The organism is Pseudovibrio sp. FO-BEG1, assembly GCF_000236645.1.
Classification (GTDB): Bacteria; Pseudomonadota; Alphaproteobacteria; order Rhizobiales; family Stappiaceae; genus Pseudovibrio.
On record NC_016642.1, the window covers coordinates 4,769,950 to 4,794,638 of the forward strand.

A 24,689-nucleotide genomic window follows, 5' to 3' on the forward strand; every position below is an offset into this window, starting at 1 on the left:
AAATCCGTTCAATTAGAACTTCATGGATACGCCTGCGCGTACCAGATTTTCATCGATCTTGGTTTTCTCAGTAGTGCCACCGAAGTCAAACTTCTGGTCGCCGAAATCCTGGTAGAGGTATTCGAGGCGAGCAGTCAGAGTGTCGGTTACTGCGTGTTCAACACCAGCACCTACAACGTAACCAATCGCAGTTTTCTCATCCTTGCCTGCAGAAGATTTTGCAGTCAGGTCTTTGAATGCAGCACCACCTGTACCGTATACGAGGGTACGGTCGAGAGCGTAACCAGCACGAGCACGAACAGTCGCATTCCAGTCAGACTGCAGCTCTACGCCAGCGCTTTTCTCTTCAAGGTCATTGTACTGAATGTCAGCTTCACCACCCAGCACAACGCTAGGAGCAACCATGAAGTTGTAACCAGCGTGAACGCCTGCAGTTACACCATTCTGGTCGTCATCCAGAGCACCGGATGCACCGCTTTTGCCATCAGCGCTGAGGAAACCCCAGCCAGCGTTGGCACCAATGTAAGCGCCGGACCAGTCATACGCAGAAAAGGTCGCTGGTGTTTCATAAGAAATTTCTGGCTGACTTGGCTGCACTGGCTGAGGGAGGTCAGCAGCAAGGGAAGTGCCGGCCATCAGACCGAAAGCAATAGCGGTACAAGACGCAATACGCAGCATGTATCATTCTCCAACAAATATAGGCGGAGCGCATGAAGCACATCCGCTGGGGGAAGGCGATCAAATGAGACCGCCCCAGGATGGAGAAAGGTATGATTTGACTTTGTGGCTGGATCTGACGCGAATTCTGGTTAATTCAAGGCAAACTACAGAAAGAATATGGCGACTTTGACAACCTATTGTTTACGCTAGGTAATATATACTATTTGAGTGGCCTTTTTACTATACACAAGCTGTGATCATTTCTGCCGACTGAAATTTTTGCAGAGATCAGGTATCAAAAGTGATCTGAGACACTTCAAGAACGCCGCAAACCTGTCTATATACCCGGTCAGACTCTTGTCTGCCCCCTTCGGTGTAAACAAAAAACCATATATAATTGGAATTTCAGCCTATGCTTTTCTCATATGCTGCCCTCCTCGGAGGTCTCGCACTCTTGATCTTTGCCGGTGACCTGCTTGTACGCGGCGCTGTGTCAATTGCTCAGGCATTGGGAATTCCAACACTCATCATTGGCTTGACCATCGTCGCCTTTGGTACCTCTGCACCAGAACTCTTCATCTCTCTGAAGGCTGCTTTCGATGGCGTTAGCGGCGTTGCAATCGGCAACGTGGTTGGTTCCAACATCGCCAACGTTCTGCTCGTGCTCGGCGTTCCAGCCCTCATCGCAACAACACCATGCGATGAAAATGGCGCTCAGAGAAATGCCCTGTTCATGCTGGTGGTCTCTGTAATCTTTGCCGCACTCTGCTTTATGGGCACCCTCACCCACTACGCAGGCATCGGCCTTCTCATCTTGCTCGCGATTTTCCTTGGCGATTCCGTTCGCGCAACGAAGAAGCACAAGAAGGAAAACGGCTCCTGCTGCACGACAGACTCCGACGATGATGAAGAAGACGATCTCGACGTCGATTCCGTACCGGAAAACAAAGGCATTGCAGCTCTCTTTCTGATCCTCGGCCTCATCGGCCTGCCACTCGGCGCGCAGCTGACCATCTCAGGCGCAACCGACGTTGCTTCTTCCTGGGGTGTTTCTGATGCCGTGATCGGCCTGACAGTCGTTGCTCTCGGTACTTCCCTACCAGAACTCGCTACGACCGTGATGGCAGCGATTCGTCAGCACTCCGCAGTCGCACTTGGCAACGTCATCGGCTCCAACGTTTTCAACCTGCTCGCTATCATGGGGATCACGGTCACCGTTATCCCGATCCCGATCCCGGAACAGATCCTCGTCTATGATATCTGGGTCATGTTGGCCTGTGCCGTGCTGCTCTACATCTTCGCAGCCAAGCGCCTGTGCCTTGGCAAAGCATGGGGCATATTCCTAAGTGTTGCTTACGTCGCTTACATCTACGGCGTATTTGCTCTGGATTTCATCTAAGAGACACAACTAAAGCGCTTTTGAGAGAACGCACCTGCCGTTGAATCGGATAAGGTGCGTTTCCATATTTTACTTCTGAACATACCGAGAGCGAACGGACCATGGCCAAAGACACATCTGACATGCCTGCCCAAGCAGAAGACAATGTCGATGTGCCTGAGAGCACTCCGGAAATCCAGTTCGAAAGCAATGCCTCCCCGCGCAAGCCGGGCGTAAAAGGCGTTGAAGTCATCGCTGATTTCGTCAAACGCCTGCCACTTGGTCCTGGCGTCTACCGTATGTTTGATGAGGACGGCGAAGTCCTCTACGTCGGTAAGGCCCGCTCACTCAAAAAGCGTGTGACCAGCTATACGCGGCTGCAAGGACAATCCAACCGCATCATGCGGATGATCATGGCGACTGCTGCCATGGAGTTTGTAGAAACCCGCACAGAGCCTGAAGCCCTGCTGCTGGAAGCAAACTTGATCAAGCGGTTACGGCCTCGCTTCAACGTGCTTCTGCGGGACGACAAATCTTTCCCGTACATCCTGATCAGCGCTGATCATGAGGCACCTGCCCTGATCAAACATCGCGGCGCACGCATTAGGAAGGGTGACTACTTCGGCCCATTTGCCTCTGCAGGCGCAGTAAACGACACCATCAACGCCATGCAGAAGGCGTTCCTGATCCGCAACTGCTCTGACAGCTACTACTCCAACCGCTCACGCCCTTGCCTGCTCTATCAAATCAAACGCTGTGCAGCGCCATGCACCGGCGAGATCTCGATAGAAGACTACAAAGGCCTTGTGGCTGAAGCAAAGTCCTTCCTCTCCGGGAAAAGCCAGCTCATCAAGCAGGAACTCGCTCAGGCCATGGAAAAGGCCTCCGAGAACCTCGACTTTGAACAAGCTGCAGTCTATCGCGACCGTATTGCAGCGCTCTCTCACGTTCAGAGCCATCAGGGGATTAACCCGCAAGGCATCGAAGAAGCTGACGTCTTCGCCACCTATCAGGAGGGTGGCCAGACATGCGTTCAGGTCTTCTTCTTCCGTACAGGACAGAACTGGGGCAACCGCGCTTACTTCCCAAAGGCGGATAAAAGCTACGAACCCTCTGAAATTCTGGAGAGCTTCCTCTCCCAGTTCTACGAGGACAAACCACCACCGCGTATGGTCTTGCTTTCTCATGACCTCGAAGAACAAGATCTGCTGGCAGAAGCCCTGACAGCCCGCGCAAACCGCAAGGTTGAAGTCGCAACACCAAAACGCGGAGAAAAACGCGAGCTGGTGGAACATGCGCTCACCAATGCCAAAGGCGCACTAGGCCGGAGACTTGCCGAAACCTCAAGCCAGTTGAAACTCCTGAAAGGCGTTGCAGAAGCCTTTGGACTGGACCGTACCCCGCGCCGCATCGACGTCTTCGATAACTCTCACATTTCGGGAACCAACGCGGTTGGTGGAATGATCGTTGCTGGTTCTGATGGCTTTGCAAAGGGCCAGTACAGAAAATTCAACATCAAGTCGGAAGACCTGATCCCCGGCGATGACTACGGCATGATGCGAGAAGTCCTCTCCCGCCGCTTTGCACGCCTCCAGAAAGAAAACCCGGAAGGTTACGAACAGGCTGCTCGCTTCAAGTCACAATCCAAAGCGAGCCAGGAAACCAAAAGTGATGAGCAGGACATCGCGCCTTCAAACGCCGACATCCCTGCATGGCCAGATCTGGTTCTGATCGATGGTGGTAAAGGACAGCTGAGCGCTGTGCGTGAAACACTGGAAGAAATGGGCATCACCGACATTCCACTCGTTGGCATCGCAAAAGGCCCGGACCGCGACGCAGGCCGCGAAAAGTTCTTCGTAACTGGAGAGCAAAGTTTCATGCTGCCAGAGCGTGACCCGGTTCTGTATTTCGTCCAACGTATGCGAGATGAAGCCCACCGCTTTGCCATCGGCTCTCACAGAGCCCGTCGCAAAAAAACTATTGTTGCCAACCCACTGGATGAAATCGCTGGCATCGGCCCGGCAAGAAAGCGCGTTTTGCTCCGTCATTTCGGTACGGCAAAAGCCGTCTCAAAGGCAGGCATCGACGATCTGAGAGCTGTCTCTGGTATCTCCGAAAGCATAGCCAAGCTGATTTACAATCACTTTCACGAATAATCACGGGATAACGCATTGTTTTTACAAATAGAAAACCACTCTGCGCTATTCTCGATAAAATTTAACAGCCAAAGGTGAAGTCAGTGCGGTCAGACAGGGTATTTTTAAAGAAGAAGCCAAATACCCCAATACTGCTTCATCTGGTCCGTGCCGGAACGCTTGCTGTCACCTTCCTGCTTCTGTTCTCTCTGGTTGCACCGGGCAACCTTCTCAGCGAAGCAGCTGCTTTCTTCATCCCGCAACTTATCGCTGCAGGTTTTATCGGTCTCCTGATCTGGCTAGTGATGGCCAGAAGACTGCATTGGCTTCATCTGCTGTGCCTTCTTGGCTTGATCATCTCCAGTTTCTGGATGGTCACCAGCATTCGCCTTGTCAGACAGCCCACCGCTATTCTGGAAAACCATCCGGACAGTAAGAGCTTCAACGTCATGAGCCTTAACCTCCTGCATATGCAGTTCGGAAAAGAAGCTCTGCAGGAACTCATCGAAAAACGCCAACCCGACCTGATCGTGTTTCAGGAAACCGCGAGCGCAACCCCGCGCCTCCAAGCATTCCTGAGAGAAAACTATCAGTACGCTATCCTTCCCCCTGAAAAGAAAGACACCGATCTCACAGTCTTCAGTAAGTTCCCATTAGAGAACTCAAAGCGCAACCTTGTACCGGGGCTGGGGTTCAACGGTTATATTCCCCGTGAATTCTTGAGCGCAGATGTCAATGTTAATGGCCGAAAAATTCAGCTTTACGCAATCCACCCAGCGAGCCCGCGCAGCAAACGTAGACTAAATGGACGCACGACCTATGTGGATTATGTGTCCAAGCACATTCAGGAACATCGGACAGATACACCCATTATGGTTTTAGGGGACTGGAACACTCCGGTCTGGTCAGATACCTTCCAGAAGTTGCTTGCTGACCTGAAGCTGAAAACAACATTCACAAGCTTCGTTCCGCAGACCACGCGATATTTTATCAATCCATTCCTTGGAAAGGTGTTGGGGTCTAAAGTCGATCACATCACCTCTTCTGAAAAAATAATCATCAAAGACCTTATGATTGGCGAAGACGTCGGCTCAGACCATTTTCCAATCTTCGCAACACTTCACATATTACCTTAAAGTAAGGCTATAATAACTTTCTAGGAACTAATCCGGAGGGAAACTTGGAATGCCACGAGAATTGCTCATATCGTTCGACGCAGACCAAACCCTCTTTGACTTTCAACGCATTCTCGATGAAGCCCTGATCACTACTGCAAGTTTTCTCAGTCACTACTCAGAGAAACCCATCACACCCAGGCGACTTAAAAGGATACGGCAGTCGCTCGCGGAAGACGCAGATCCCAACAATATCCGATTGTTAGAAATACGAAGAGCCTCATTTGAACAAGCCCTTAATCCACTGAGCAATGCTAAGGAATTATCCGAGCAGGCATTGGAGATCTTCAAAAGAGTCCGATTTGGTGATCCCTACTTCTATCCCCATGTCAAAGAAACACTCGCGACACTAAAGCGAAACTACAAAACAGCGCTAATCACCAACGGCAACTCCTGTCCAAAAAGTGCAGGGATCTCCCACCTCTTCGACTTCGTGGTGATGGCAGAAGAATACCCCTACAGAAAACCAGACCCTCGCCTCTTCGATGCCATGCTCTCAATGGCCGGGATGAGCCCGGACAAACTCATTCATGTCGGAGATTCACTGGAACACGACATCGCAGGTGCAAACAATATCGGCGCCACATCCGTCTGGTTTAATCCTCTTCATCACGACAACAGCTCCCCTGTCCTGCCAGATCATTCCATCGCCTGCATGAGAGAATTACCTAGTTTGGTAGCTGGATACGCCTCCCGCTGAAAGTTTGCCACTGAACCTTGTGAGTAACCTCCCATGGTTCTGGCCTCACTCGCGAATCCATGTATGAAGACCTAATCAGATTGAACGCGATGAGGCGCTCTGCGCCGCGAAGGGCCAATGGCAAAACTATATTTCAATTTCTCCGCAATGAATGCTGGTAAGTCCACTCTGCTGCTGCAGGCCTCCTACAACTATCAGGAACGTGGCATGCGCAGCCTGCTGTTCACAGCAGCACTCGACAACCGCACCAAGGTCGGAGAAATCTCGTCGCGTATTGGCCTCAAATCAGACGCTCTGATCTACGACACCGAACTCGATCTGTTCGCCTGCATCGAAGAGCAGCTCAAAGAGCAGCAAATCAACGCCGTCTTTATCGACGAAGCGCAGTTCCTGACGGAAGAGCAGGTCTGGCAGCTCGCCCGTGTTGCTGATCACCTCCGCATTCCTGTGATGGCATATGGCCTTAGAACCGATTTCCAGGGCAAGATGTTCCCAGGCAGTGCCGCGCTTCTTGCAATCGCAGACATCCTTCGCGAAGTCAGAACCATATGCTGGTGCGGCTCTAAAGCAACCATGGTGGCGCGTATGGATGAGAGCGGCAACATTGTTGAAGAAGGCGACCAGGTTGTCATCGGCGGTGAGGAATCCTACATCTCGCTCTGCAGAAAACATTGGTCCATGCGCAAACTTGGCGAGCCAACTGAAAACAAGGATGCGCTCGCAGACATCCTGTGCGAACCTGTAGACCACTGAAACCACGTTTAGTCTGGGAGAACTACCATGGGCTTTTTCTCACGTCTGTTTGGCGGCAACAAAGACGAAAACTCAGCTCCAGCTGCAAAGGCAGAAGAGTTCGAGGGTTATCTGATCTATTCTGAGCCATCCCGCCGTGGTGGCCAGTGGCAAACCGCAGGCCGCATCACCAAGCAGTTTGGTGAAGAGACCAAAGAACATGTCTTCATCCGCGCAGACACACATGCATCTGAAGATGAAGCAAAAGAGTTCTCTTCGCGCAAGGCAAAGCAGATCATTAAGGAAATGGGTGACGGGATGTTTACATAATCCCACATACTCCCCCAAAGTCCTGCACAAATACGCGGGCCACAATTGACAGGACCCGCTTGGATGTGCACACCCTGAGTATGAGCGCTTGTTAGCCGCGTAAACTTGAAGGTCCATATGTCCCGTAAGCTTATATTTTCGCTTCCAAATATTCTTACTTACGGCCGCATTGCTGCTGTGCCAGCTCTGGCTGTGTGTTTCTATTTCCCGACCCACACTGCACGTTGGATTGCATTAGGTATCTTCTTCGTAGCTGCCATCACAGATTTCTTTGACGGTTATCTCGCCAGAATTTGGCAGCAACAGTCCGCCCTTGGCCGTATGCTCGACCCGATTGCTGACAAGCTTCTTGTTTCAGTTTGCCTCCTTATGTTGGCGTGGGATCAGACAATCGGAAACTGGTCCATCTTTGCAGCAATCATTATTCTCTGCCGAGAAATCCTTGTTTCCGGCTTGCGTGAGTTCCTTGCTGAGCTTCGTGTTTCAGTGCCCGTGACCAAACTGGCTAAATGGAAAACCACAGTCCAGCTTATTGCACTTGGCTTTCTGTTGGCAGGCCAGGCAGGGGACGTCATCTTCCCGTACACCACTTCAACCGGCATCGTGCTACTTTGGGTCGCAGCGATTTTGACCCTATATACGGGCTATGACTACTTCCGCGCTGGAATTGGCCATCTGATTGAAGACTAATTCCTGTAAAAGACGAGGCTTCCGCTCTAAGGAAGCCATATAAGACCGGGGCTCAATCTCATGAAAATTCGTTATTTCGCTTGGCTGCGTGAACGTACTGGAACCTCCGAGGAAACCATTGAGCTTCCGGAAAACGTCAAAACGACTGGTGATTTGATGAGTTGGCTTGCAGCTCGCGATGAAGGCTATGCCTTCGCGTTTGAGCAGCCAGAAACCATTCGTATTGCCGTTGACCAGGAACACGTAGAGGAAGACCACGTTCTGACTGGAACAGAAGAAGTCGCATTCTTCCCGCCAATGACAGGCGGTTGAGGATCACTTTTCCTTCTTCCAGCAATTCCGAAAGTCTGCGAATACCATGGCAAACAGCACCACAGAGTATACAGTCCGCGTTCAGGCTGCGGATTTCGATGTTCTGGCAGAGACCGAAATCCTCACTAAAGGCCGCAAGGATGTTGGCGCAATCGTCACATTTACAGGCCTTTGCCGTGATGAAGGCGGCACACTCGAAGCCCTTGAGCTAGAGCACTACCCGGGGATGGCTGAGGCTCAGATCTCCAAGTTTGCACAGCAAGCCGTGGATCGCTGGCCAATCACCGGCCTCACCATCATTCACCGTTTTGGCAAAATCCCACCAGGTGAGAACATCGTGTTGGTCATTGCAACCAGCCCACACCGTCGTGCAGCATTTGAAGCCGCCGACTTTCTGATGGACTTCCTGAAAACGCAGGCACCTTTCTGGAAGAAGGAACATCTTAAAGATGCTTCTGAAGGCACCTGGGTTGAAGCTAAAGCGGCAGATGATGCAGATGCAGCACGCTGGAATGAAGAAAAAGCCAAATAACTTCAGCATCTCATAAACATGCATCACGCAACAATGGACTGGCACTTGCCTTGACATAGCCATGTTTGCCAGTTCAAATAGAAGCTAATTTAAGTTTATTAGGTCGCAATCGCGGCCTCTTACCTTTTTGCACCCAACAAACAGGTCTCTGATGTCTGCAGTTTCTGATCTGCAGCATGAGCGAGTACCTCATCCTGGGCTTTCCTTATGGGAAATTGTCAGCCTTGTTGCAGCGCTTATGGCGCTGAACGCGGTTGCGACGTCTATGATGCTTCCGGCTCTCCCAGCCATGAGCGAAGCATTGTCTGTCGCTGACAATGATCGCCAGCTGGTGATCACGGCCTACATGATTGGTCTTGCTTGTGCTTCCCTCTTTTTCGGTCCGCTCTCGGATACGATTGGTCGAAGAACCACGCTTTTGATCGGCCTTAGCCTTTACATCATAGGCGGAGTGTACTCGACGTTTGCCATGAGCTACGAGCACATGCTCGCCGCCCGTGCGCTGCAGGGCGTTGGCGCGGCAGCCCCAAGGGTTGCCTCTATCTCCATGATCAGAGACTGGTACAGTGGCCGTCAGATGGGCAAGGTGATGTCCCTCGTCATGGTCGCTTTCCAGATTGCACCTGTCATAGCCCCATTCCTGGGTCAGGTCGTTCTGTGGTTTGCACCATGGCAGGGGGTGTTTGCAGCTCTGACCATGTTCGGTGTCCTCCTTCTGGTGTGGTGCCTTATGCGCCTGCCAGAGAGCCTTGATCCTGTAAATCAACGTCCGCTGGAAGCCCGGTCGATCCTGAGCGCTTATCGTCTGGCCCTAACCACTCGAGTTACCGTTGGCTACATGATGGCGATGACCTTCGTCTTTGCCTGCCTGTTTGCGTTCATCAACTCAGCACAACAAGTGTTTATGGAACGCTTCGCTCTCGCCGATTTGTTCCCGATTGTCTTCGCTGCGATCTCCATCGCTATGGCCCTCTCCTCCTATCTCAACTCTCAGATGGTGGAGAAGTATGGCCTGAGAAAAATGTCTCACATGGCTCTGCTGGGCTTTACAGCTACCTCTCTGTTGACCGCAGCAATTGCTTACAGCGGTACGCTGACCATCGTGTCGTTCATCGCCATTCAGTCGCTGGCTATGTTCTTCTTCGGCTTCATTGGCCCGAACTTCAACACCATGGCCATGGAACCATTGGGACGCGTTGCAGGCGCTGGCTCTGCCATGATCGGCTTCATCACCACCCTGATCGGCGCATTGCTCGGCGCAGGCATTGGCAAGCTCTACGATGGGACTGAGCTACCACTCGTCTATGGCGTGGCCCTCTTCTCAATCCTTGGACTGATCTGCGTTCTGATTACCGAGAGCGGAAAACTCTTCAAACCGCAACACGAGCAACCTCAGTTCGCAACCAAGTAAAACGAAAAAGCCCGCCGCTCCAACCGAGCCGCGGGCTTTAAAATTTCTGAGCTTCAGAGCTTAGCTTGCGACAAGCAGCTCTTCTTTAGCTGGCTGAACGGCAGCCATGTAATCCTCGATCATCAACTTGGTGATATCACCCGGAACGAAGCTGTAAGGGCCGATCTCGGAAACCGGTGTAACTTCAGCAGCGGAACCAGTCAGGAAGCACTGTTCAAAGCCTTCCATTTCCTCAGGCATAATACGGCGCTCGATCACTTCGATACCGCGGGCACGCGCCAGATCAATCACTGTACGGCGTGTGATGCCATCTAGGAAGCAATCCGCGATTGGCGTATGGATCGCACCGTCTTTAATGAAGAAGACGTTTGCACCAGTCGCTTCAGCAACACGGCCCTGCCAGTCCAGCATCAGAGCATCGGAGTAACCCTTTGCTTCAGCGGCATGCTTGGAAATAGTGCAGATCATGTAAAGACCAGCAGCTTTGGACTTGAACGGCGCGGTCTTAGGATCAGGGCGACGATACTCCGCCATGTCAAGACGGATACCTTTCAGGCGCTCTTCAGGAGAGAAATAACTTGGCCATTCCCAGGCAGCAATCGCCAGATGGATAGTGTTTGCCTGCGCTGAAATACCCATCATCTCGCTACCACGCCATGCAACGGGGCGCAGATAGGCGTCGGTCAGGTTGTTTTCAACCAGCATCTGCTTACAGGCATCGTTGATTTGCTCTTCAGTCCACGGAATGGTGAAACCCAGAACTTCAGCAGATGCATGCAGACGTTTGGTGTGCTCTTCCAGCTTGAAGATCTCGCCGCCATACGCACGCTGACCTTCGAACACACTGCTTCCGTAGTGCAAGCCGTGCGTGAGCACGTGCACTTGGGCCTCTGACCAAGGAATGATTTTTCCATCCAACCAGATTGAGCCTTCCAGCTGATCAAAGGGTATACCCGCCATTTCTCTTCTCCATATGGCGAACAATTCACGGTGCAGGCAAAGCAAGGCCTTGCCAGTCAAGGTGTGTTCTAGCTAAATCAATGAGTTCTTAAAGGATAGGTATAGCGACCAGCCGCATTACAACTGCAGATGTTCAATATCTACCCACGATGTGAAACCGATGAAGAAATTAATTTTTCAACTATTGCGCACACAGCGCAGTTGAGTTCTTTCCTTTCTTCAGCGATGAGTAACTTGTAACTATCATTCTGAAATAAGTCAACATAGCTGACGTATTTTTTATGAGATTAAAAAATAGGCAGTTATCCGGGACAAGAAATGAACAAAAAAGACAGCGATTCACCACGGTTTGACCTTATTGAACTGTTTTTCTTCGCTTATCGCGACTTTACGGGTGATCCGGATGTGCTTCTTGATGAACTGGGTTTTGGCCGTGCCCATCACCGTGTTCTCCATTTTGTGCACAGAAACCCGGGAATCAGAGTCTCCGACTTGCTCGATATTTTGAAGATTACAAAGCAAAGTCTGGGACGCGTTTTGAAACAGTTGGTGGATGAAGACTTCATTTGTCAGGAACCCGGAGCGTTGGACCGCCGCCAGCGCCTGCTTTATACCACTGAAAAGGGTACGGAATTTTGTGCCCAGCTGTCCAAACTTCAGTCGCAGCGTATTAATAAGGCGATCTCCCTGATGCCCGACGGCAGTGATGAGATTGTCCGCCAGTTTTTATATCTTATGATCGATGAGAACGATCGCAGCGAAGTTGCCCGTCTCATTGGCAAACAAACAGATTGAGGAATTACCGTGGCCCGCTCTGCTCTTCTGGAAGATGATGCACCTCACATACTCCTGATTGATGACGACAGTCGTATCCGTGACCTCCTCAACAGGTTCCTCGGGGAAAACGGCTTCCGCGTCACCGTCGCCAAAGATGCAGAAGAAGCACGCCGCAGGTTATCCGGTCTGGAGTTCGACCTCCTCATTCTCGACGTCATGATGCCGGGCGAAAGCGGTATTGAGCTCGCCAAAGACCTGCGCCGCTCCAAAGCTGTCCCAATCCTCATGCTCACTGCCCGCTCCGAAATCGAAGACCGTATTGAGGGTCTGGAAGCTGGCGTCGATGATTACGTTTCCAAACCCTTCGAGCCACGCGAACTCCTCCTAAGAATTTCCGCCATCCTCCGTCGGGGAGGCCCAAAACCAAAGATGAAGCTGGAAGTCCTGTCTTTCGGTCCATTCCAGTACAATGCCGAGCGCGGTGAACTGAAACGTAATGATGAACACGTCCGCCTGACTGACCGTGAGAAACAGATCCTCAACACCTTTGCAGAAAAGCCAGGACAAACTGTAGCACGAACTGATCTGGTGGGTGCAGATGCTTCTCTCGGTGAGCGCACAATCGATGTTCAGGTAAACCGCTTGAGAAGAAAGATTGAGGAAGATCCCGGCAATCCCTTGTACCTGCAAACTGTGCGTGGGATAGGTTATCGGCTTATTACCAACTAGCTGTCATAGTAACAGCCAGCAGACATGCAAACAGTGAGAGGACTATGGGCTTATCAGACCGGTTCAAACTCCCGCAATGGGTCAGAACGCTTTTAACGCCCTACTTCGCGGTGACAAGCTGGCTGCACTACCGCCTTCCTAAAGGCCTGTATGTCCGCGCCCTTCTGATCATCGTCATCCCTTTCCTCATCCTGCAATCAGTCCTCGCTTTCGTTTTCATGGAGCGCCACTACGACCTCGTGACCCGGCGCCTCTCTGAAGCTGTTGTCAGAGAAATCGCCGCCGTCGTCGACATGGCTGAAACATATGCTCATGACGATAACTATGCGACGCTCAAACGGATCAGTGCCGGAGCTCTGGGCCTGTCAGTCTCTGTGCTCCCCAAAGAGCCGCTTCCAGCACCAAAACCAAAGCCTCTCTTTGATCTTGTTGATCGATACATGACCCGCGAAATCGCAGCGCGTATCGGCAAGCCATTCTGGATCGATACTGTTGGGGCGGCACGCTTTGTTGAGATCCGCATTCAGCTGGAAGACAAAACCCTTCGCATCATTGCACGGCGCAGTCAGACCTATGCTTCCAACTCGCACATCTTCATCGTGTGGATGGTGGCCACGTCCCTTGTGCTGATCATCATTGCGGTGCTGTTCCTCCGGAACCAGATCCGGCCCATCGAGCAACTAGCCGATGCAGCAGAGGAATTTGGGAAGGGGCGGCAGGTCTCCAACTTCCGGCCTCACGGGGCCCGGGAAGTCCGCCGTGCAGCACTTGCGTTCATTGATATGCGCCGCAGGATTGAGCGGCATGTGGACCAACGCACCACCATGCTCGCTGGTGTTAGCCATGATCTGCGCACCATTCTCACCCGCTTCCGCTTACAGCTTGCGCTGCTGCCTCAATCACCTGAGGCTGATGCACTGCGCAAAGACGTGGATGAGATGAACCGGATGTTGGAGGACTATCTGTCCTTCTCCAAGGGTTACGGCGATGAGCCCCCCGCCCCGGTTGATATCTCGCTCATGCTGGAAGATCTGGAGGTTGAGGCCGAAGTTGTTGGGGCGGATGTATCCTCGTCCTTCGACGGCGATCCTCTCGTCATCGTCAAAGGCCGTGCGTTCCGACGTTGTCTGCTGAACGTCATCTCCAACGCCGCCCGATACGGCAAGACGCTGCGCATCAAAGGCAACAGAACCCCGGATTGGCTGATCATTACGGTCGATGATGATGGCCCTGGCATTCCGCGGGAAGAGCGTGAGAACGTCTTCCGCCCGTTCCATAGGCTGGATACGGCCCGCAATCAGGATAGCGGTGGCTCAGGTCTGGGTCTTGCTATTGCGCGGGATATCGTCAGAAGCCACGGCGGTGAAATCTTCCTCCGCCAGTCCCCTCTCGGCGGCCTGCGCGTGCGCATTCGTATCCCGATCTAATCAACAAAAAGCAAGCAGACATGCCAATAGCACCACATGGCAATCCATGCAGTGGTGAAGCAAGAGTTCCCGAGTTAATCGGGGTGAGCAAGGCGGCAGGCAATACCTGCGCTACTTGTTAGATATGTTTCTTCGGCATTGGCTACACGCCTTGCCCGGGCTTTCTTGGGATGAACAACGTCGCCTCTTTTGCCTATAAGGCACGATAGCCGGTTTCCCGGAAAGACAGTGGCTTATCCAGTCAGGTTTCCCTGCCCAGACAGTTCCTCCGTCTCTGACAAGCACATCAGCAAAAGCAGGTTATCCCTGCCGGTGCATCAACGCCTGTCACCGCGTGATACCCTATAGTCCTGGGCCCTTCCCCTCAAACCATGCGGCCACGTTTGAAGTTCGGTTCACCGGACCAGCGAAAGCTGCATTACCTCTTCCGATAGCCCCGCCCAGCCTACGACAAACTGACGGTCGCTCCGCCAGCAGCCCGTTACGTAGGCATGGGTTTAGACTACGGGAGAAATACAGCAGGGGGATAAGTTTTCATCTCCCTGCCCGAACAACCACAAAAGGGTCAGTGCATCCGCCCGCCATTTGGCACCTTGCTGTCAGGATGCAGCAGAACAATATCGCCGTTTTCATCAGCCAGCCCAAGGGTCAGAACCTCAGACATAAAGGGGCCGATCTGGCGCGGCGGGAAATTCACAACAGCAACCACCTGACGACCAACCAGCGTCTCAGGCGTATAATGCGCAGTGATCTGTGCAGACGTCTTTTTGACGCCAATGTCATCACCAAAATCAATCTTCAGCTTGTAAGCAGGCTTACGCGCCTCTGGAAAATCAACTGCTTCAATAACGGTGCCAACACGCACATCCACATTCAAAAAATCATCAATACCGATGGTTTTAGTAGTTTCTTTTTGGTCCATATTCTTCTCAGTAACTCAAATTAATTGCCAACCGCATCAGGGGCTGGCTTCAGCCCCACCATTTGCAGCAGCTGATGGAGGCGTACTCTGGCCTTTTGGGCGCAGTGGCCTCTGACACAAACGGCCCAGCCCTTCAATAAAGGGTGCCGCCACTTTCTCTACCCGGCAAGCACGGCCCATCCATTTTTCGCCGTTTGCCAACATATCATCAACGGCAACCATAACTTTAGGATGTCCAGGCGCATCATCTTCCAGCCACACCCGCACCAACCGCTCAAAGCCCAGCGCCAACGCATTCGACATGCCCACATTGCGCAGGCCGAACTCCTCAATTCCAGCAGCGACCAGCATCCATTTCATGGAGCGTGTCACCAGCTTATGCATGTGCATGGCCAGAGCGGGATCTTTAACAACTGTTCTGCGTAGGTTTCGGATGGCCTCTCTGTGCGGCTCCATAAGATCCAGACGACACATCAGCACGTCAAACAGGCGGTCCCGAGGGGTCTCATCCATGAGATCAGGGTCGCGCTCTTTCAAAACCTTCTGATCAATCTCCCGCATGAAGGCAGCAAGCAGGTCCAGTTTGCCATTACAGCACGCACGCACCACTTCGATCTTTACACCCGCATTGTCCGCAATCGCCGCATAGGTGATTTCTTCAATCCGGTGCGTCTCCAGCAGCTCAATGAAACTCGCGACGACTTTCTGATGGGTCTTCTCAGTAGGCATGGTACGCTCCTGTATGGCCAACACTCTGAAACGCATTCCGTTAGATTGGTCAGGACCAACCTCAGAGAACCCGCTTCATTAAAGAAGTTAGAGTGCGGGGCGTGAATGTAAATGAACGCAACGTGCTCCAACTACGCATCAACACTTAATCATACACACAGGAACAGCCCACGTACAAAGAAAAAGCCTCAGTCTAGTAACCGAGGCTTTACGTCAATATCGAGTAATTTTGAAACTTGCTGAAAGCGATCTTCCAGCACCGCCAAAGCTGCCTTAATCAGCAAGTTCTGTTGCCCGGTGCGCAGCTTTCGCAACCGCATCGCTCATCAGATTGGTCAGGGCATCATCACCCATCAGCACAGAAAGCGCCGCAGCTGTTGTGCCGCCCGGCGAGGTCACGTTCTCACGCAAAACATCCGCATCCTCAGAGGATTGATGTAGCAGTTCACCAGAACCGGCCACTGTCCCTCTTGCAAGCGCTTCCGCCAACTCTGCATTCAGGCCTAAACGTTGCCCAGCTGCGCTCATCGCTTCGACCAAGTGGAATACGTAGGCAGGGCCAGAACCACTCACAGCCGTTGCCAGATCAATCTGCTCTTCAGCTTCCACCCAGTAAAACACGCCGATGGATTCCAGCAGAGAACTCATCAATGCCTTTTGCGTATCCTGAACCTCATCAGAGGCATAACCAGCAGTCACACCACGACCCACCTGAGAAGGCGTGTTTGGAATGACGCGAACCACCGGCTGCCCGGCACCAAAGTTATCCTTAAACCGTTTGATGGTCGTACCAGCAGCCACCGAAAACACCACGCTCTGCTCATCTGCCAGACTTTTAAGCGTCGGCAGCACCTCTTCCATCATTTGTGGCTTGATAGCGAGCAGAAGCACACCGGCAACAACATCGTCAGGCACGCTTTTGTGCCAGATCAGATCATGTGCTCGGATGGCTTCAATCGTCTCTGCAGGTGGGTTGGGGTCAACAACAACCACATGTTCTGGTGCCATACCCTGCTTCATCCAGCCGGACAGCATGGCACCACCCATTTTGCCTGCTCCAATAAGAACAAGCGGACGTTCATTCATTAATTTCATGCATCACCGGCAGTTTCAAACATTACAGTTTCCATCGCTTCCTGTGCTGTTTTGCCAGCCCACACGACAAACTGGAACGACTGATAGTACCGCTCACATGAATCAAGAGAATTTGAGAATAGGACTTCTATCTGAGAAGAATTGGCTTCTGCACCGCCAGCCAACAGCAAAGACTGACGGAAAATAACAACACCTTCGCGGCCCCAGATATCAAAGTGGCCCATCCATTGCTGCTCGTTGATCAACGCAAGCAGGCGGACAATCTCATCTTTGCGGGGGGCTGGGACTTTCAGATCGAATGCGCTTGCCATATGCAGCGCTTCCAACTCTTCCATCCACGAGAAGGTTACATGATAGTCGCACCAAGTCCCTGTAACCGAAATGGAAATTTCATCATCACCAAGTCGTTCAAAGGACCAGTCGTTACCGGTTGCAAGGTTTTCGATCGTATCAACCGGATTCAGGGGGCGTTCCGTGCCGAACTCAATAAGGCTCATTTCCGGTCCTCTTTCCGTTTGAGGAATGGTTTATCTACCCACTCCGGACGGACGCGGGTTGAGTGATCATGGACCAGACACTTACGTGCTCTTTAGATAGAAGCATGCGCTACAAAGGAAGTTCCACCAAGAAGGTTTCACGGGAACTATTGATGCAACACATCGAATCCTCTTTTTTGCCAATATACCGATAGACTTGGACATTCCCCTATAGGGGGAACAGACAGTTCATTGCGAAAATTGTGGACGACTCAAAGCCGCCCACAGCATATTCACATGTAATTTTCAGCGGGCATTATGCCTTGTCTTCAGGGGCAGCTTTTTCGTCCTGCTCTGCAAGGCGCTTTTCCAGGCGCTGCAAGGCGCTCTTCCAGCTTTTCGACGTCATCCAGTGCCTTGATCGCCATGTCTTTGACTGTGTCAAACTCATCGCGGGACACCAGATCCATATCCGACATGAAACGCTCGATCTGTGCTCGGAATGCGGTTTCGACTTCCCGCTTGGCACCCTGTGCAACACCAGCTGCATCGGTCATCAGCTTAGCAAACTCGTCGAACATGCGATTAGGAGACTGGCTCATGGCGTCCTCTTAAAATTTATCTCTCTCAAACAAGTATTGGTCTGGCCCGCCACTTTCAAGCGTTGAGAGCCGTTTTGCGCCCAGAACCCTAAAGAACCTGTCAGTAAAATGCCGAAAGCTTGTGTTGAACACCTGCGACAAACCTCTTGACCAAATCCTCTAGTTGTCGGAATGCTCGCTCATTCGGGGCGTCTGTTGCTTGATCCGTTGCAATCAAATGACCACATACCGCTCAAATCTACAGCGTATCTCCAAAAAGTGGGGACCGTTTTTCGGATAAAGATACGCAGAATATGAGCGAAAGCAGGTCAGGCGTTTCAACATAAATGCGAACAGCCCTAAGAGTTCTGACGACAGGTACGCTCCAAAAACAAAAGGATCTTATATGCCGCTCCTAGCCATACCTTTCCCGATGATTGATCCGGTTCTGATTGAGTTCGGACCACTGGCCATCCGTTGGTATGCGCTGGCATATATCGCCGGAATTCTTCTCGCATGGCGCTATATGGTCGTGACCGTGCGCAACACCAATCTTTGGGGCAAGACAGCTCATCCAACAGGAACCGACATCGACGACTTCGTCATGTGGGCAACACTCGGCATCGTGCTGGGTGGTCGTTTGGGCTACGTGCTGTTCTACAATCTGCCTTACTATCTGGCGAACCCGACCGAGATCCTTGCAGTCTGGCAAGGCGGTATGGCCTTCCATGGCGGTCTGCTGGGCATGATTGTCGTGCTGTTCATCTACTCCAGAGCCCGCGGCCTGTCCGGCTGGACCATGTTTGACCTTGCTGCCATTGCCGCACCGATCGGTCTCTTCTTCGGACGCATCGCCAACTTCATCAACTCCGAACTTTGGGGCCGCGTCACGGATGTGCCGTGGGCTGTCGTGTTCCCCAATGGCGGACCAGAACCAAGACACCCAAGCCAGCTTTACGAAGCAGCACTGGAAGGAGCCCTGTTGTTCCTCATACTGCGCCTGCTGTCTCACCGCTTCAAACTGCTGCAAAAGCCCGGCGTGCTCGCAGGCAGCTTCGCAATTGGATACGGTCTGGCGCGCACCTTTGTAGAGTTCTACCGTGTTCCGGATGCACACATTGGCTATCTATCCGGCTTCTTCACCATGGGTATGCTGCTGAGTCTGCCAATGGTACTGATCGGTATCGTTATCGTGGCTTGGGCACTTAAAAGAAATACGGAAAACAAAGAAGCAAAATGACCGGTTCCGCATCCACGCCTCTTCAGGAAAAAATCAAAAAGCGCATTGCGGATCATGGTCCAATGACTGTTGCCGAGTATATGGCGTTGTGCCTGTCCGATCCTGAGCACGGCTATTACATGCGCCAGCAGCCCTTCGGCGCAAAAGGTGACTTCACCACAGCACCCGAGATTTCTCAGCTGTTCGGCGAACTCATCGGCGCATGGTTTCTGCACCAGTGGTTATCACAGGACCTCAAAGGACCAGTTCATCTGGTGGAAATGGGTCCGGGCCGTGGCACGCTAATGAAAGACATCCTGCGCGTAATTTCACTACGTCCGCAGATGCTCGCCAACATTCAGATCCATCTGGTCGAAACCAGCCCATCCTTGCGCAAAGCACAGCGCAAGCTGCTGAAGGCGTACTCCATCAAATGGCACGACACGCTGGAAACCATCCCGGAAGGCCCGACACTGCTCGTCGCCAACGAGCTGTTCGACGCCCTGCCAATCCATCAGTACCAGCTGACAGACACCGGCTGGCGCGAACGCTGTGTCGGATTGGATGATGAGGGCAACCTCACGTTCGGCATCGGCTCAGGCACTTTGTCACCAGCAGACGTCGCCAAAGCGAACCTGCAGGCAAAGATCGGCGATACGCTGGAACTGTCACCAGCCTCCAATGCCATTGCTTCCCAGATCGGCCACCGCCTCAAAACCAATGGCGGCGCAGCACTGCTGATCGACTACGGTTACGCCAAGACTGCCACCGGCGACACCTTTCAGGCCCTCAAGAAGCACGAGTACGTCTCCACGCTGGAACATTGCGGCGAAGCGGATCTGACCGCGCACGTCAACTTTCAGGCACTGGCAAACGCAGCCGCTGCTGAAGGCGCCAACGCACACGGCCCAATCGGACAAGGCCAGTTCCTGCTCGGCCTCGGTCTGCTGGAACGCGCTGGCCAGCTTGGTGCAGGCAAATCCACGCTGGATCAAGACCAGATCCGCAAGGATGTAGAGCGCCTTGCCGCCGATGATCAGATGGGCACCCTGTTCAAAGTCCTCTGCATCACCAACACTTCAGAACAACCAATTCCTTTTCAGAATTAAACCAGTCAAACGCGGGAGAAGCCAATGATTAAAGTGCCAGAGCTTGAAGCAATGCAACACATCTCACATGGCTTCTTCACCCGCGAAGGCGGTGTCTCCTCCGGCATCTACAAGGGCCTCAACGTGGGCCTTGGCTCCAGCGACAACCGCGAGGATGTGCTGGAAAACCGCCGCCGCGTTGCCGAAAAGCTCGGCACCACGCCAGAGCATTTGGTCACACCCTACCAGATCCACTCCACCAAAGTGCTGAGTGTAACAGGCCCATTTGCTGAAGAAGACGACAAACGCGCCGACGCCCTTGTCACCAACACACCCGGTGTCGCCATCGGCATTCTGACTGCGGACTGCGGCCCGATCCTGTTTGTTGATCCGGACAACGGTGTCATCGGCGCTGCCCATTCCGGCTGGAAAGGCGCAGTAGACGGCATCCTGCCAAACACCGTAAAAGCCATGCAGCAACTTGGTGCAGATCCAGCCAACATCACGGCTGTGATGGGCCCGATGATCTCTCAGAAAGCCTATGAGGTCGGCCCAGAGTTTGCCCTGCGCTTCCTCGAACAATCTCAGGACAACCAACGCTTCTTTGTGCCTTCCGAAAAGCCACTACACAGCATGTTTGACCTGCCAGCGTTCATCAAAGCACAGCTCGACCAACTGGGCCTGAAAGAGATCATCGACCTGAAACTCTGTACCTATGCAGATGCGGATAGGTTCTTCTCCTACCGAAGAACCACCCATAACAAAGAACCAGATTACGGGCGCCAAATATCAACTATCATGTTAACCGCCTGATTGTGCTGGCGGGCGAGCAAGAGTAAGTTCTGTTTCAGATTGCGTTGCAAACTATGGATTGGGAGAAAACCATGGCCCTGCACTTTTCACCGGAAGAATTTGCTGAGCGCCGTGCTGCTCTGGACGCAAAACTCAAAGAGCGCAATCTGGACTGCCTGCTGATCTTCGCGCAGGAAAGCATGTACTGGCTGACGGGTTTCGACACCTTCGGCTATTGCTTCTTCCAGTGCCTGATTTATCGCCCGGGCGAAGAACCAATCCTACTCACCCGCTCAGCAGACCTCAGACAGGCCCGCAACACCTCCAACCTCAAAGACATCCGCCTCTGGATGGATGTGGCCGGCAAATCTCCGGTTGGTCAGGTGAAAGAACTGCTATTTGACCTCGACCTGCTCGGCACCCGCATCGGTGTGGAGTACGACACCCACGGCCTCACCGCTGCCAATGGTCGCTTGCTCGACGAGTCTCTCCATTCTTTCGCAGACGTGGATGACGCTTCCGACATCATCAAGGAACTCCGTCTGGTCAAATCACCAACCGAGTTGGAATACGTTCGAACCGCTGGCAAGCTTGCCGATCAGGCCTTTCTCGCTGCTATGGACGAAATCAAGCCGGGAGCTGATGAAGGCCGCATCCTTGCAAAGATGCAAAGTACCATCTTCGAAGGCGGCGGCGACTACCCAGCCAACGAATTCGTCATCGGCTCCGGCCCGGACGCCCTGCTCTGTCGCTACAAATCTGGCCGCAGATCGCTCTCAGAAAATGATCAGCTCACGTTGGAGTGGGCAGGCGTTTACCGCCACTACCACGCAGCCGCCATCCGCACCGTTATTCTGGGTGAACCAACCCCGCGCCATCTGGAGCTTCATCAAGCCGCAAAAGACGCGATGATTGCCGTTGAACAGGCCATGCAGGTTGGCAACACCTTTGGCGATCTGTTTGCCGCACACGCTCATATTCTGGATGATCGCGGCCTGATGCCACATCGCCTCAATGCCTGCGGATATTCCCTTGGTGCCCGCTTCACACCAAGCTGGATGGAGCCGCCATATATGGCCTTCAAAGAAAATGCACATGAAATTCAGGAAAACATGGTGTTGTTTATGCACATGATCATCATGGATTCCGACAGCGAAACTGCCATGACTTTGGGCCAAACTTACATCACACACGCAGATGGGCCAGAAAGCTTATCACAGCTTTCTCTCGACCTCCCTGTGAAGGCAGGGTAAAGACTGCCATAATTATTCTTTACGAATCTACTGGGGCACCCCTCGCTGATTCTTTGAATGGACTTTAAGGACTGACATGCTGAAGCTCGTACTTTCACCTCGGGTATTAATCATTGCCGCTATGGCAATTCTTGCAGGCTGTGCGGCAAACCCTATTCCCCCGTCCAGCATCGGGGACATGATTGAAACCAAGTCTGCTCCTCCTGCTGTATCTCCGGCCAAAGCAACGTTCGCCTTCGAACAGCTGACCGGCCTGCCTGGCAACATTGCTGACGATCTCTCTGAGGAACTGGGGAATCGCGCAGCAGCAGCGAATCTCAACCTCGTCAGACGCGTTGGCGCGCCAGCAACCTACCGAGTCAAAGGATTCTTGACCGCAGCGGGTGACCAGTACACCACCACCGTCTTCTATGTATTTGATATTATTGATGCAAACGGCAACCGCGTTCACAGAATTGACGGCCAGGAGCAGACAGGCGGCAACTCTGGCGACCCTTGGAACGATGTTTCCAGCGACGCGCTGCAGAGAATTGCCTCAAGAACTATTGCTTCTTTAGAAGCATGGTTACACAGCAAGTGACCTAATAAAATCAAATAGATACCCAATTATGCAGCTCAGCTTTTGCAAAAAAGCTGAGCTGCTGTGCGTTCTGGCTATTGTCGGCTTAAGACGAGGTTGCTAAAAGGCGCCCCAAGGCGACCCGTCAGGGGGCCTTACCAGAAGAAATCGGGTTCCACCAAGGGACGCAAATTTCCACCTCACTACCGGCGAAAGTCGGGTTGTGAGATCAAAGCCCAAGAAGGACTTGCGGGTTATGAAAATCGTCGCGGGTAACTCCAATCGCGCGCTGGCTGAGCAAATTTCAAAGTATCTTGATGTACCATTGGCGAAGTGCCAGGTTCGCCGCTTTGCAGACCAAGAAATCTACGTTGAAATCCAGGAGAACGTACGCGGTGAAGACGTCTTCGTCATTCAGCCAACAAGCTATCCGGCTAATGACCACCTGATGGAACTGCTCATCATTATTGATGCGCTTCGTCGTTCCTCAGCACGTCGTATTACCGCAGTGGTTCCATACTTTGGCTACGCCCGTCAGGACCGTAAGCCGGCGCCTCGTACGCCAGTCTCTGCGAAACTTGTTGCCAATCTGATCACCAACGCCGGTGCTGACCGAGTACTCACACTCGACCTGCATGCAGGCCAGATTCAGGGCTTCTTCGATATTCCAACCGACAACCTCTACGGCGCGCCTGTGATGACCCGTGACATCAAAGAGCGCTACGACACAACCAACGTCATGGTTGTTTCTCCGGATGTTGGCGGTGTGGTTCGCGCACGTGCACTTGCAAAGCGCATCGAAGCTCCTCTGTCCATCGTTGATAAGCGTCGCGACAAGCCTGGAGAATCCGAAGTCATGAACATCATCGGTGATGTAAATGGCTACGACTGTATCCTCGTGGACGACATCGTGGACTCTGGTGGAACACTCTGCAACGCAGCGGATGCTCTGCTCAACGCTGGTGCAAAATCTGTAACCGCTTATATCACGCACGGCGTGCTGTCCGGTGGCGCAGTTGCACGCGTTTCCGCATCCAAGCTTAAGGAACTGGTGATCACCGATTCCATCGAGCCAACCGCTGCTGTTCAGGCTGCTCCGAACATCCGCACCATTTCTATCGCCCCTCTGATGGGCGAAGCGATCAACCGCACATCGCAGGAACGTTCCGTTTCCAGCTTGTTCGATTCATAATTCGCTTTAATCACAGGCTTTGAGAAGCCGGGGTACGCCCCGGTTTTTCTTATCGTAGGCTCTACGGTTGCTCTTGCTCTTTAAAGGAAGTTCAGCTATACGAGCCGCGTACGTCGACACCCTTGGAGGAGGCGTACAAAGTTGGCCGTAGTTGAGCGCAGAATTCTGTCGCTCCCGCGGCCTTACTTTTATTATCAAACTAGGAGATTCCACCATGGCAAACAGCTATGAGCTGAAAGCACAGGTGCGTGAACGGGCCGGCAAGGGGGCCGCTCGTGCAGCTCGTCGTGAAGGTCTTGTACCAGCAGTAATCTACGGCGACAAAAAAGAAGCAGTATCCATCAACCTGCCTCTTAAAGAAGCAACCATGACCCTTCATAAGGGCGGTTTCCTGTCTCACGTCGGTACAATCGACCTGAACGGCGAAAAAACTTCTGTAATCGCAAAAGACTTCCAGCTGCATCCGGTTAAAGACACCCTGATGCACGTTGACTTCCTGCGCGTTTCTGCAGACGCTACTCTGACAGTTGAAATCCCAGTGAAGTTCCTGAACGAAGAAACTTCCCCAGGTCTGAAGCGCGGTGGTGTTCTGAACGTTGTTCGTCACACTGTTGAAATGACTGTTCCAGCAACTGCTATCCCAGAAGCTATCGAAGTTGATCTGGCTGAAGCAGACCTCGGCTCTTCCCAGCACATCTCTGCTGTTAAGCTGCCAGCTGGTTGCGCACCAACCATCACAGACCGTGACTTCACCATCTCCACCATTGCAGCTCCTGCAGGTCTGAAAGAAGCTGACGAAGCTTCTGAAGAAGGTGAAGGCGAAGAGTAATTCTCT

Annotated in this window: 27 protein-coding genes; 20 read left to right on the plus strand and 7 right to left on the minus strand. The window is 52.6% G+C overall.

What is annotated here, in order from left to right:
• Nucleotides 1-12: 12 nt before the first annotated feature.
• The gene (locus PSE_RS21425) at nt 13-678 is read right to left on the minus strand and encodes an outer membrane protein (RefSeq protein WP_014286725.1); all 666 of its coding nucleotides are present in this window, start codon (nt 676-678) and stop codon (nt 13-15) included.
• A 394-nt stretch (nt 679-1,072) separates the two neighbouring features.
• Between PSE_RS21425 and PSE_RS21430 the strand changes: the two genes are divergently transcribed.
• The 10 genes from PSE_RS21430 to PSE_RS21475 all read left to right on the plus strand — a co-directional run bounded on the left by PSE_RS21430 (nt 1,073) and on the right by PSE_RS21475 (nt 10,055).
• Complete coding sequence (locus PSE_RS21430) at nt 1,073-2,059, plus strand: calcium/sodium antiporter (protein ID WP_014286726.1); 987 nt, start codon at nt 1,073-1,075, stop codon at nt 2,057-2,059.
• 101 nt (nt 2,060-2,160) lie between these two features.
• On the plus strand, nt 2,161-4,194 hold the full coding sequence (gene uvrC, locus PSE_RS21435) for an excinuclease ABC subunit UvrC (protein WP_014286727.1): 2,034 nt from the start codon (nt 2,161-2,163) through the stop codon (nt 4,192-4,194).
• 83 nt (nt 4,195-4,277) lie between these two features.
• The gene (locus PSE_RS21440; RefSeq protein WP_014286728.1) at nt 4,278-5,309 is read left to right on the plus strand and encodes an endonuclease/exonuclease/phosphatase family protein; all 1,032 of its coding nucleotides are present in this window, start codon (nt 4,278-4,280) and stop codon (nt 5,307-5,309) included.
• 49 nt (nt 5,310-5,358) lie between these two features.
• Nucleotides 5,359-6,048: an HAD family hydrolase gene (locus PSE_RS21445; protein ID WP_014286729.1), complete on the plus strand. Its 690-nt coding sequence runs from the start codon at nt 5,359-5,361 to the stop codon at nt 6,046-6,048.
• A 117-nt stretch (nt 6,049-6,165) separates the two neighbouring features.
• Nucleotides 6,166-6,801 (plus strand): thymidine kinase, encoded by a 636-nt coding sequence (locus PSE_RS21450; RefSeq protein WP_014286730.1) that lies wholly within the window; start codon nt 6,166-6,168, stop codon nt 6,799-6,801.
• A gap of 27 nt (nt 6,802-6,828) precedes the next feature.
• On the plus strand, nt 6,829-7,110 hold the full coding sequence (locus tag PSE_RS21455; protein ID WP_014286731.1) for an HlyU family transcriptional regulator: 282 nt from the start codon (nt 6,829-6,831) through the stop codon (nt 7,108-7,110).
• Between the two features lie 117 nt (nt 7,111-7,227).
• Complete coding sequence (gene pgsA / locus PSE_RS21460; RefSeq protein WP_008547678.1) at nt 7,228-7,800, plus strand: CDP-diacylglycerol--glycerol-3-phosphate 3-phosphatidyltransferase; 573 nt, start codon at nt 7,228-7,230, stop codon at nt 7,798-7,800.
• A gap of 60 nt (nt 7,801-7,860) precedes the next feature.
• On the plus strand, nt 7,861-8,112 hold the full coding sequence (moaD, locus tag PSE_RS21465) for a molybdopterin converting factor subunit 1 (RefSeq protein ID WP_014286732.1): 252 nt from the start codon (nt 7,861-7,863) through the stop codon (nt 8,110-8,112).
• Nucleotides 8,113-8,158: 46 nt separating this feature from the next.
• Nucleotides 8,159-8,644 carry a molybdenum cofactor biosynthesis protein MoaE gene (locus tag PSE_RS21470; protein ID WP_014286733.1) on the plus strand — a complete coding sequence of 162 codons (486 nt, stop codon included), beginning with the start codon at nt 8,159-8,161 and terminating at the stop codon, nt 8,642-8,644.
• A 151-nt stretch (nt 8,645-8,795) separates the two neighbouring features.
• The gene (locus PSE_RS21475; protein WP_014286734.1) at nt 8,796-10,055 is read left to right on the plus strand and encodes a multidrug effflux MFS transporter; all 1,260 of its coding nucleotides are present in this window, start codon (nt 8,796-8,798) and stop codon (nt 10,053-10,055) included.
• Nucleotides 10,056-10,115: 60 nt separating this feature from the next.
• On the opposite strand, the gene PSE_RS21480 is transcribed toward PSE_RS21475, so the two are convergent.
• A complete protein-coding gene (locus PSE_RS21480; protein WP_008548062.1) occupies nt 10,116-11,015 on the minus strand; it encodes a branched-chain amino acid aminotransferase in 900 nt (299 codons plus the stop codon).
• Between the two features lie 318 nt (nt 11,016-11,333).
• On the opposite strand from PSE_RS21480, the gene PSE_RS21485 reads away from it, so the two are divergent.
• From PSE_RS21485 to PSE_RS21495, 3 genes are read left to right on the plus strand one after another with little or no spacing between them, the layout of a single operon-like run.
• Complete coding sequence (locus PSE_RS21485) at nt 11,334-11,810, plus strand: MarR family winged helix-turn-helix transcriptional regulator (RefSeq protein WP_008548140.1); 477 nt, start codon at nt 11,334-11,336, stop codon at nt 11,808-11,810.
• Between the two features lie 9 nt (nt 11,811-11,819).
• Complete coding sequence (locus PSE_RS21490) at nt 11,820-12,521, plus strand: response regulator (protein WP_008547432.1); 702 nt, start codon at nt 11,820-11,822, stop codon at nt 12,519-12,521.
• Between the two features lie 44 nt (nt 12,522-12,565).
• Complete coding sequence (locus tag PSE_RS21495; protein ID WP_014286736.1) at nt 12,566-13,948, plus strand: ATP-binding protein; 1,383 nt, start codon at nt 12,566-12,568, stop codon at nt 13,946-13,948.
• 565 nt (nt 13,949-14,513) lie between these two features.
• Here the strand turns inward: PSE_RS21495 and PSE_RS21500 are convergent.
• The 5 genes from PSE_RS21500 to PSE_RS21520 all read right to left on the minus strand — a co-directional run bounded on the left by PSE_RS21500 (nt 14,514) and on the right by PSE_RS21520 (nt 17,772).
• Nucleotides 14,514-14,870, minus strand: a complete 357-nt coding sequence (locus tag PSE_RS21500) for a tRNA-binding protein (protein ID WP_014286737.1) — start codon at nt 14,868-14,870, stop codon at nt 14,514-14,516.
• Between the two features lie 36 nt (nt 14,871-14,906).
• A complete protein-coding gene (locus PSE_RS21505) occupies nt 14,907-15,599 on the minus strand; it encodes a hypothetical protein (protein ID WP_008547577.1) in 693 nt (230 codons plus the stop codon).
• 273 nt (nt 15,600-15,872) lie between these two features.
• Entirely contained in the window at nt 15,873-16,685 is an 813-nt protein-coding gene (gene proC, locus PSE_RS21510) for a pyrroline-5-carboxylate reductase (RefSeq protein ID WP_014286738.1), read from the minus strand.
• A gap of 5 nt (nt 16,686-16,690) precedes the next feature.
• Nucleotides 16,691-17,191 carry a YbjN domain-containing protein gene (locus PSE_RS21515; RefSeq protein ID WP_014286739.1) on the minus strand — a complete coding sequence of 167 codons (501 nt, stop codon included), beginning with the start codon at nt 17,189-17,191 and terminating at the stop codon, nt 16,691-16,693.
• A gap of 308 nt (nt 17,192-17,499) precedes the next feature.
• Nucleotides 17,500-17,772, minus strand: a complete 273-nt coding sequence (locus PSE_RS21520; RefSeq protein ID WP_014286740.1) for an accessory factor UbiK family protein — start codon at nt 17,770-17,772, stop codon at nt 17,500-17,502.
• Nucleotides 17,773-18,157: 385 nt separating this feature from the next.
• Between PSE_RS21520 and lgt the strand changes: the two genes are divergently transcribed.
• From lgt to PSE_RS21555, 7 genes are all read left to right on the plus strand, one after another.
• Nucleotides 18,158-18,991: a prolipoprotein diacylglyceryl transferase gene (lgt, locus tag PSE_RS21525; protein ID WP_041768746.1), complete on the plus strand. Its 834-nt coding sequence runs from the start codon at nt 18,158-18,160 to the stop codon at nt 18,989-18,991.
• The gene (locus tag PSE_RS21530; RefSeq protein WP_014286743.1) at nt 18,988-20,079 is read left to right on the plus strand and encodes a class I SAM-dependent methyltransferase; all 1,092 of its coding nucleotides are present in this window, start codon (nt 18,988-18,990) and stop codon (nt 20,077-20,079) included. The genes lgt and PSE_RS21530 overlap by 4 nt, the downstream gene beginning before the upstream one ends.
• A gap of 24 nt (nt 20,080-20,103) precedes the next feature.
• Complete coding sequence (pgeF, locus tag PSE_RS21535; RefSeq protein WP_014286744.1) at nt 20,104-20,871, plus strand: peptidoglycan editing factor PgeF; 768 nt, start codon at nt 20,104-20,106, stop codon at nt 20,869-20,871.
• Nucleotides 20,872-20,942: 71 nt separating this feature from the next.
• Nucleotides 20,943-22,103 (plus strand): Xaa-Pro peptidase family protein, encoded by a 1,161-nt coding sequence (locus PSE_RS21540; RefSeq protein ID WP_193384376.1) that lies wholly within the window; start codon nt 20,943-20,945, stop codon nt 22,101-22,103.
• Between the two features lie 76 nt (nt 22,104-22,179).
• Nucleotides 22,180-22,683: a hypothetical protein gene (locus PSE_RS21545; protein ID WP_041768747.1), complete on the plus strand. Its 504-nt coding sequence runs from the start codon at nt 22,180-22,182 to the stop codon at nt 22,681-22,683.
• 235 nt (nt 22,684-22,918) lie between these two features.
• Nucleotides 22,919-23,854 carry a ribose-phosphate pyrophosphokinase gene (locus PSE_RS21550; RefSeq protein WP_008547515.1) on the plus strand — a complete coding sequence of 312 codons (936 nt, stop codon included), beginning with the start codon at nt 22,919-22,921 and terminating at the stop codon, nt 23,852-23,854.
• 214 nt (nt 23,855-24,068) lie between these two features.
• Nucleotides 24,069-24,683 (plus strand): 50S ribosomal protein L25/general stress protein Ctc, encoded by a 615-nt coding sequence (locus PSE_RS21555; protein WP_008548139.1) that lies wholly within the window; start codon nt 24,069-24,071, stop codon nt 24,681-24,683.
• Nucleotides 24,684-24,689 lie beyond the last annotated feature (6 nt).